This is a genomic window from Edaphosphingomonas fennica, assembly GCF_003034225.1.
GTDB classification, from domain to species: Bacteria; Pseudomonadota; Alphaproteobacteria; order Sphingomonadales; family Sphingomonadaceae; genus Sphingomonas_E; species Sphingomonas_E fennica.
On sequence record NZ_PHHF01000037.1, the window covers coordinates 1 to 2,056 of the forward strand.

Here is a 2,056-nt window from a genome sequence, read left to right on the forward strand (position 1 = left end):
TATAGCGCGACGATCTGGGTGAGAGGTCAGCGACTATCAGGATGAGAACAGATTGTCGCGGCGGGTTCATGGTGCCGGGTTAGATTGTCGCTGGCAAGGGCGATTCTTCGCTCTGATTGTCGCTGATCGACATTTTCTCGATGGATTTGATTGTCGCGTATTTTGGGGTCCTTCCAGCCCCTGTCTGTCGCTGGAGGGCGGCCCTGCGACGATAGCTCTCGACATTCATCTCGAAGATGGTGGCGTGATGAACGAGACGGTCGACGGCCGCGAGCGTCATGGCGGGATCCGGGAAGACCCGGTTCCATTCGCCGAAGGGCTGGTTGGCCGTGATGAGCATGGATCGGCGCTCATAGCGTGCGCTGATCAACTCGAAGAGCACGGAGGTTTCAGCCTGATCCTTGGCGACATAGGCGAGGTCGTCCAGGATGAGCAGGTGGTATTTGTCGAGCTTGGCGATGGCGGATTCGAGCGCCAGTTCGCGGCGCGCGAGCTGAAGCTTCTGGACCAGCTCGGACGTGCGGGTGAACAGCACGCGCCAACCATTCTGGACAAGTTGCAGGCCGATGGCTGCCGCCAAGTGGCTCTTTCCTCCGCCCGGCGGGCCGAACAGGATGAGATTGGCGCCCTTTTCCAGCCATCCGTCGCCCGAGGTCATGGCCGTGACCTGCGCCCGCGAGACCATCGGCACGGCGTCGAAGGCGAAGCTGTCGAGCGTTTTGCCCGGTGGTAATCGTGCGTCGCTCAGATGACGTTCGATCCTACGCCGGTCACGTTCGGCCATTTCATGCTCGGTAAGTGCAGCGAGCAGTCGGGTGGCGGGCCAGCCCTCCTTGTCGGCACGTTCGGTAAACTCGGGCCAGATCACCTTGATGGCAGGAAGCCTCAACTCGTTGAGGATGAAGCTCAGGCGCTGGGCATCGACGTTATGGGCCTTGGTCATGCGGCCTCTCCCAGCAGCAGGGCATCGTAGTCGGTCAGGGGGCCAAGCTCGACCACCACTTCGGGCAGCGCGGCCGGATCGGGCGAGAAGCGCGTTCGCAACGCGGCGATGTCAGGCAGCCGGCCTTCGTCAAGGTCCTGGGCGAGAAGATCGGCAAGCTCGGCCTCGCAGGCCCGTTCATGGGCCATGGACAGCAACTCGACCATCTTGCGGCAAGCGTCACGCTCGGACATGGCTTCGAGCAGCCGTTCGAACATGAGCCTGTACGCCTCGCGCGGGAACAACTGGTCGCGATAGGTCAGCTGCAGCAGGGCCATCGGCTTACGCCTGAGGCTATGGATCACGTGACGGTAATCCACCACATAGCCATGTTCGGTAGCGCTTTTCGGGCGACCGCGTGGCCGGGTCATGAGATAACTGCCGCCCAGGAACAGATCGAGCCGATCATCGTAGAGGCGCACACGCAGTCGATGCCCGATCAACCGTGACGGCACCGTGTAGAACACCTTGCGCAGAACGAAGGTGCTGGACGAGGTGACGGGAAGGATATGTTCCTCGTAGTCGCTGGTGCGACGATCAGGTAGCGGTTTGAGCGTTGCCCTTTCGGTGTCGATGCGGGCGGCACTGCGCCGGTTCTTTCGGGCAACGATCTCGTCGATGAACCTGCGATAGGCCGCGAGGTCCTCGAAGTCGGTCGATCCACGCATCGCCAGCGCATCCTCCACCGCCGCCTTGAGATGGCCGTGGGAGCTTTCGACGCTGCCATTCTCATGCGCGATGCCGCGGTTGTTGCGGGTCGGCGTCATGCCATAATGTTCGCACAAGGCGTCGTAGCGTGTGGTCAAGTCCGCACGGGCATCGGCATCAAGGTTGCGAAACGCGGCCGACAGACTGTCGCTGCGGTGTTCGCCCGGCGCGCCGCCCAGCATCCAAAGCGCGTTCTGCAGCCCCTCAGCCAATGCGACATAGCTCTCGCCGCCCAGGATGACATGGGCATGTTCGAAGCCTGACCACACCAGGCGGAAGTGGTAAAGCAGGTGATCGAGGGGCGCACCCGCGATCGTGACTTTGAGGCTCCTCATGTCGGTGAAGTCCGAAAGGCCCATTCGCCCC

At 62.1% G+C, this 2,056-nt stretch carries 2 protein-coding genes; both read right to left on the reverse strand.

Features of this window, described 5'->3' with window-relative positions:
- Nucleotides 1-79 precede the first annotated feature (79 nt).
- A complete protein-coding gene (gene istB, locus CV103_RS08650) occupies nt 80-943 on the reverse strand; it encodes an IS21-like element helper ATPase IstB (RefSeq protein WP_004211466.1) in 864 nt (287 codons plus the stop codon).
- The coding region (locus CV103_RS08655) for a DDE-type integrase/transposase/recombinase (protein WP_107394665.1) at nt 940-2,056 on the reverse strand (1,117 nt) is incomplete at its 5' end. The genes istB and CV103_RS08655, both read right to left, overlap by 4 nt.

Excerpts from the sequence above, each read along its gene's own strand:
- istB (WP_004211466.1), bottom strand. The coding sequence starts at position 943 with ATGACCAAGGCCCATAACGTCGATGCCCAGCGCCTGAGCTTCATCCTC.